This is a genomic window from Caldimonas manganoxidans ATCC BAA-369 (assembly GCF_000381125.1).
Classification (GTDB): Bacteria; Pseudomonadota; Gammaproteobacteria; order Burkholderiales; family Burkholderiaceae_C; genus Caldimonas; species Caldimonas manganoxidans.
Genome location: NZ_KB905967.1, coordinates 21,161 through 27,506, shown reverse-complemented (window position 1 = coordinate 27,506; position 6,346 = coordinate 21,161). Strand labels below are relative to the sequence as shown.

The 6,346-nt window shown below is 67.3% G+C and carries 4 protein-coding genes; 1 reads left to right on the top strand and 3 read right to left on the bottom strand.

Going from position 1 to position 6,346, the window contains the following annotated elements:
- Positions 1–109: 109 nt before the first annotated feature.
- Genes F615_RS0115295 through F615_RS18820 form a run of 3 tightly spaced genes read right to left on the bottom strand, consistent with a single transcriptional unit; the run spans position 110 to position 5,434 of the window.
- On the bottom strand, positions 110–2,476 hold the full coding sequence (locus F615_RS0115295; RefSeq protein ID WP_019562049.1) for a type I restriction-modification system subunit M: 2,367 nt from the start codon (positions 2,474–2,476) through the stop codon (positions 110–112).
- A gap of 19 nt (positions 2,477–2,495) precedes the next feature.
- Positions 2,496–5,219 carry a type I restriction endonuclease subunit R gene (locus F615_RS0115290; RefSeq protein ID WP_019562048.1) on the bottom strand — a complete coding sequence of 908 codons (2,724 nt, stop codon included), beginning with the start codon at positions 5,217–5,219 and terminating at the stop codon, positions 2,496–2,498.
- Complete coding sequence (locus tag F615_RS18820) at positions 5,216–5,434, bottom strand: helix-turn-helix domain-containing protein (protein ID WP_019562047.1); 219 nt, start codon at positions 5,432–5,434, stop codon at positions 5,216–5,218. Before F615_RS18820 ends, F615_RS0115290 begins: the two co-directional genes overlap by 4 nt.
- 142 nt (positions 5,435–5,576) lie before the next feature.
- On the opposite strand from F615_RS18820, the gene F615_RS19540 reads away from it, so the two are divergent.
- Positions 5,577–6,317 (top strand): DUF3489 domain-containing protein, encoded by a 741-nt coding sequence (locus F615_RS19540; RefSeq protein ID WP_051090258.1) that lies wholly within the window; start codon positions 5,577–5,579, stop codon positions 6,315–6,317.
- Positions 6,318–6,346: the final 29 nt, after the last annotated feature.

The window sequence follows — 6,346 nt, the reverse complement described above, 5'->3', positions numbered from 1 at the left end:
ATCTGCGGCGTAGTGCCTTCGTCCTCCTCGCCTGGGCGCTGGGCGAAGCCCGGCTGCGCAGACTCGATGACGTCAGAAAGAAAAACCTCCCGCCACCCCTGCGGCCACTTCATGCTCGGCCCTCCACCATGGCCTGCAGGCGGTCCAGGCCGTCGAGGATGCCGCGCTCGAGCTGGCGCAGTTCGTCGATCAACGCGGTGACCGAGACCTCGCTGTCCATGGCCGCGAAGTCGAAAGGCTTGTACTGGCCGGCCGAGAGGTTCCAGTCGCGCGCTTCGATGCAGTCGGGGTCGAGCAGCGCGGCGTTGAGCGTGTCGCCGTCGTAGAGGTTGGGCAGCTTCTCGGCCACGTATTCGGGCCGCACCCGCCCGGTGGCGTCGTGCGAGCCTTGCAGCGTGCCGTCGGCCGAGCGCCATTCGGGGTCGGGCGCCCAGGCGCGCAGCGGCACGGCCCAGCATTTGCGCGCGCTGGCCGGGCGGATTTGGTCGATGGCCGGGCTGCGCAGCCACAGGTCATAGCCGTCCACCTGGGCCACTTCACGGGCCAGGGGCCGCAGCGCATCGACGAGATCGGCCACGCGCTCGCCCTGCGGCTCATCGGGCACCTGCTCACGCGCGGCGGCGGTGAGCTGCTTCCACAGCGCCAGCGCCGGGCCTTCGTCTTCAAAAAAGGAATACAGGTCGCGCCCGGCGCGGTTCCATTCGGTGGCGGCGGTTTTCGGGTCGGCGTGGGCGAAGTGGCGGCTGGCCAGCTCCGCCAGGCGGGGGGCGACGCGCTCGCGCACGCGGGCCTCGGCCTCTTGAGGGTCGATGGTCTCCTCCCCTTCGCGCAGCAGCTCGGGGAAGAGCTCATGGATGGCCCAGGTCTTGCCGTCGAAGGCGGGCGCGGCCTCGGGGTCGTCGGCAAAAGCAAAGCCGGCTGGGGTGAGCTGGCCGCTGGCGTCGCGCAGGCTGGCCTGGCGCCAGCGCTCGCGCCAGTAGCGTGGCTGGTGGTAGGCGGGTTCGCCCTCGGTGGCGGCGCGGCCTTCCTGCAGCCAGCGGCGGAACTGGACGAGGGCGTCCCACAGGTCGTTGTCCTGCCCGGGGCGGGGAGTGCGCTTGGCGTCGAGGCTGTAGCCGTCGGTGGCCACCTCGTAGAACCACACCTGGTCGGTGCGGGGGGCGTTCTTCTCGAAGCTGGTCTTGGCTGCGCGTGGAGTTTCCTTGCGGAAGACGAGGATGGAGGTCTTGACGCCGGTATAGGGCTGGAACACACCGCCCGGCAGCGAAATGACCGCCTCCACGCAGTGCTCGGTGAGCAGTTCGCGGCGCAGCTTGACGTGGGCGTCGGTGTTGCCGAACAGCACGCCCTCGGGAACGATGACGGCGCAGCGCCCGCCCACCTGCAACAGGTCCAGCATCAGCCAGACGAAGAGCAGCTCGCTCTTGTTGGTGAGCACCTCTTCCTTCTTCTTGCCCTTGGTGCCTGCGCGGGGGAAGAGCAGGCTGTCGCGCTCCAGGTCGGCGGTGTCCACGGTGCCGGTGAAGGGCGGGTTGGCCAGCACGTAGCGGTAGCTTTCGCTGGCCAGCAGCGGCGCCAGTTCGGGCTTGCCTTCGCGCTTGGAGAGCGAATCGCCCTGCATCAGCCGGGGGTTGTGGATGTGGTGCAGCACCAGGTTCATCCAGCCGATGCGGGCCATGGTGCGGTCGTTGTCGATGCCGACGAAGCAGGCGCCGTCTTCGATGAGCGCGCGCTCCTGCTCGGTGGCCTGCACCAGGTCGAGCCGGTGCGGGGCGCCGTCCCATTCGAGGCGGACGTTCTCTGGCGTGGAGCCCTGCCGGCGCAGGTATTGCTGGGCGCTGAACAGGAAGCCGCCGGTGCCGGCGGCCGGGTCGATGAGCCGCTCGCCAGGCCGGGGGGCCAGCAGTTCGACCATGAAGCGGATCAGGTGCCGGGGGGTGCGGAACTGGCCATTCTTGCCGGCGGTGGCCACTTCGGAGAGCAGGTACTCGAAGGTGTCGCCCATCAGGTCCTGCGCGGCGCTGCCGTCGCCTGCCTGGGCGAACAGCTTGTCGATGAGGTCGATGGCGTCGTGCAGCACCTGCCCCTTGTTGGGGTCGAGCTGGAAGTAGGCATCGGCCATGCGGCCGTTGAGGCCGGCGAGCTCGGTGCCCTCTTCGTGGTCGGACAGGCGCCGGTCCAGCGTGCGCAGCCAGGGAAAGACGACTTCGATCAGGTGCTTGGTGTCGGTGCTTTGCTGGCGGATGTAGCTCCAGCGGCAGGTGTTGCCGTCGAAGCGCGCGGCGTCGTCCGGCAAGCGGCGCTCATAGACCGAAGGCTTGCCGGTGGCCACGCGGTCGCGGTCCAGGTCTTCCAGCCGTTTGAGAAACAGCAGATAGGTGATCTGCTCCACGGCCACCAAGGGATTGGTGAGGCCGGCGGACCAGAAGCGATCCCAGAGCTTGTCGACGTTCTTGCGCAAATGGGGGGCGAGCATGGGGTGTCCTCGTGGGTATTCAGGCGGCGCGCTCGTCGAGCTTTTCGGTCAAGGCGAGCAGTTCGTCGATGTCTTGCGGCGCAAACAGCGCCTCGACCTTGCCGACATGGGCCAGGGGTGGTTGTGACAGCGCCGCGCGGCTGATGCGGCCATGGCGCAATACCGCGGCTTTGACGGCGCGCAAAAAGGCGAGCTGGTTGGCGCGCAGGCGCGGATGGGCGGCGATGAAGGCATCGAAGGCTTGCTGCACGCGCGCCTCACGGTCGGGCAGGCGGGCGTCTTGCCGCAGGATGTGGCGCAGCAGCTCGAGCAGCGAGGCCTGCGGGGCGTCGAAGGCTTGCCGCAGGGTGTCGGCGGTGACGAACAGATCGGCCTGGTTGAGCGTGGCCGACACGGCATCGAGTTCGGCGTCACTGACCGGCTCGCCGCGCTTGAGCTTGGCCAGCACCGGGTGGTCGTCGGCGAGACGGCGCACCCAGGCCTCGACCTGCTCGCGGTAGCTCTCGGCAAACGCGCCTTCGCCCGTGGGGCCGTAGATGATCCAGTGGCGCTGGGCGATGCGGTCGGGCAGGTTGATTTCGATGGGCTGGCCGCCCTCGCGCACCCGAAAGCGCATCAGCGGCGCGAAGCGCTCTTGCAGGTCGTCCAGCCGGGGAAGGTCCAGGTGCTGCCAGAAACCGGGCGAGAGGGCAAAGGCCAAGGCGTCGCGCTGGGCCCGCACTTCCGGGATGGCTTCGGGCAGGCGGCGCAAGGCGTCCTGAATGCGCGCTTGCAGCCGCTGCCCTTGCTCGGCATCGCCCTGCAAGAGCGCCAGCGCGGTGCGTTCACACCAGAGGCGCCACTGCAGCTCATCCAGGCTCTGCCCGGGCACCAGGCGCAGCAAGGGCGCCAGGGTGTGCGACAGGCGTTCGATGTGGGGCGCATCGGGGGCTGGCCAGGACTGGGCGAGTTGGTCCAGCAGCTCCAGATGCGGCCGCACGTCGATGCTTTGGCGCGGTAAGGCGGCCAGCATGGCCTGCAGGCGGCGCACCGTGGTCTCTGTCGGCCGCGCCTGCGCCACTTCGAGCTGCCAGCGGGTGAGCCGGTCGCGGAACAGGCGCACCGGCAAGGGTTCGCTGGGCCGATCGATCTCGCCCTCGGGATGGAGCTGAAAGTAAGCGAAGTTTTTCCAGTGGTCGATGATCAGAAAGTCGCGCTTGCTCTCGCCGGTGCGCGGGTCGGTGTATAGCCGCGTGCCGCGACCGATCATCTGCCAGAACTTGACCCTTGAGAACACCGGCTTGGCAAACACCAGGTTCTGGATGGCCGGCACATCGACGCCGGTGTCGAGCATGTCCACCGATATGGCCACACGAGGCATGGCCTTGAACTTGAAGTCGTCGAGCACGGCGTCGGCGCGCTCCATGTGGCTGTCGATGATCTCCGCCATGCCCTGCCGTTGCAGCTCGGGGTACAGGCGATTGAAGCTCTCGTACAGCCGCTTGGCGTGCGCATGGCTGACGGCAAAGACGATGGTCTTGTGCGGCAGGCCTTGGGCGTCCTTGCGGCAACGGCCCATGAACTCACGCACGATGGCGTCGTTGGTGCCTTGGTTGACGACGGACTTTTCGAGGTCAGTGCCTTCGAAATCCAGCTCCTCGAGATCGACGCCCTGATCACGGGCCAACTGCTGCAGCGGCTCGGGCAGGCTGTCACCCTGGATGCCTTGGATCTGGAACTGCGTCTGGGCATCGAGCACGCGGTAGTTGACGAGGTTGCCATCCGCCACTGCCTGCTCATAGCTGTACAGGTAGGTGGGCACGCCATCGTCGCAGCTGAAGAGCTGGAAGGTGTTGTGGTCGATGTAGTCGGTCGGCGTCGCCGTCAGGCCCAGCACCAAGGCGTCGAAGTGATCGAGCAGCGCCTTGTAGCGCTGATAGATGGAGCGGTGGCTTTCGTCGGCAATGATCAGGTCGTAATGCCCGACCGACAGCCGCTCGTACACCTGCATCATGCTGGGGTAGGTGGCGAAGTGGATGCGCGCAGACGGGGCCTCGCCGCTCTCGATCCGGGCCAAGCTCTCGTTGGGCAGATGGTTCTTGAACTCGGTCATGGCCTGGCGCACCAGCTCGCGCCGGTCGGCCAGGAACAGCACGCGTTGCACCCGTTTGGCACGCAGCAGCAAGTCGACCAGGGCGATCGTGGTGCGAGTCTTGCCAGTACCGGTGGCCATGACCAGCAGGAAGCGGCGCTTGGCGGACTGGATTCCCTCGGCCACGCGGCGAATCGCCTCGGCCTGGTAGTCGCGCCCGGCGATGCGCGCATCGATGGTCACCGCATCGAGCGGCTGCGCATAGCGCCGTTGGTGAAGCAGCCTTTCGAGGTCTTCGGGTGAGTGAAAGCCAGCCACTTTGCGCGGCGGGTAGCGCTCGCGATCCCAGAACTGGATGTCACGGCCGTTGGTCAGGTAAATGAACGGGTCGGTGCCCGTCTTGATTCGAATGGCGTCCGCGTACTCAGCGGCCTGGCGTTTCCCTGCCAACTCATCGCGCGCGCTGCGCTTGGCCTCGACCACCGCGATGGGTTTGCCAGAGGCATCCAGCAGCACGTAGTCGGCGAATCCGACGCCCCCGTATTCAGGTGTGGGCTCTGCGACGCGAAGCAGCACCTCTTCCTGAAGGTTGCGGCGACGACCGGCCCAGCCTGCGCGAGCCAGGTCGGCATCGATGCGTTGTTGTCTGGTTTGCGCTTCTGTCGCCGTCATGCGTCGGCTCCCCCGCCCCCTTCCGAGGATGAACCTTCATCCGCCCCCCCGGCTCGCACCCACTCATCCACCTCGGACAGCTTGAACTTCCACAGCCGCCCCACGCGGTGCGCGGGCAGCCCGCGGTGCTCGCGCCAGCGGTAAACGGTGTCCTTGGCCACGCCCAGATGTTGCGCGACCTGCTCGACGGAAACCCAGGGTTCTGTAGTAGTCATGGTGCCCGCGCTTGCCCACTGGAAGCGACTCGAATGGATGAAACCGGATGAAAGTCTATCAGCTGGGAAATGCGCTCCCAAGCTTGGCTTCGGGGCGGAGCTGCGCGTGAATCGGGGCGTAGCGATTACTCCGGAGGCCCCCATGGACACGACCCCCAAGCTCACCCCGACTCAAACCCTGCTGCTACGCACTGCCGCCCACCGCGCCGATGGACAAGTGATTCCGCCTGAGACGCTGCGCGGTGGCGCACGGGTCAAGGTGCTGACTGCGCTGCTCGATCGTGGCTGGATCGAGACCGCCGACGGCTACCACGTGCTGACCGACGCGGGCTACGCGGCCATCGGCCAACAGCGGCCCGTGCCGTCGGATAACGTCCGGCCGGTGGACGCCGCCGACGACCTCCAACTTCTGGAGGGCATCCCGGTGCGCCCTGGCACCAAACTCGCCGCGCTGGTGGTAGCGCTGCGCCGCCCGCAGGGGGCAACCAGTCTGCAACTGATGCTGGCGACCGGCTGGCAGCCGCATTCCGTGCGCGGCGCGATCTCGGGCCTGCTGCGCAAGCGCCTGGGCCTGAACGTGGTGCTGACGCACAACGCAGCCGGAGAGCGGGTGACCGCATCGGCTGACGGTCAGCCGCGCCGCAAGGGGTCGGAGTTCAGGTCCGGCCCTTGGGGTACGCACGACCTGCGTACCCTGGCCGTTCTTCCAGTCGCTGGCCGTGGCGGCAGCGCTGGCCTGCAAACCGCAAACCCTGCAAACCTCGGTTTGCACCCTGACGCTATCGAAGCGCCGCGCTCGCGCCCCCCGTATTGGCTTTCGGCCAGGAAGGACCCGTTTTGCCTGGACATGTGTGCATTCCCCGACCGTAACAATAGGCGGTGACCATCACCACCGTCACCACCATCACAGGC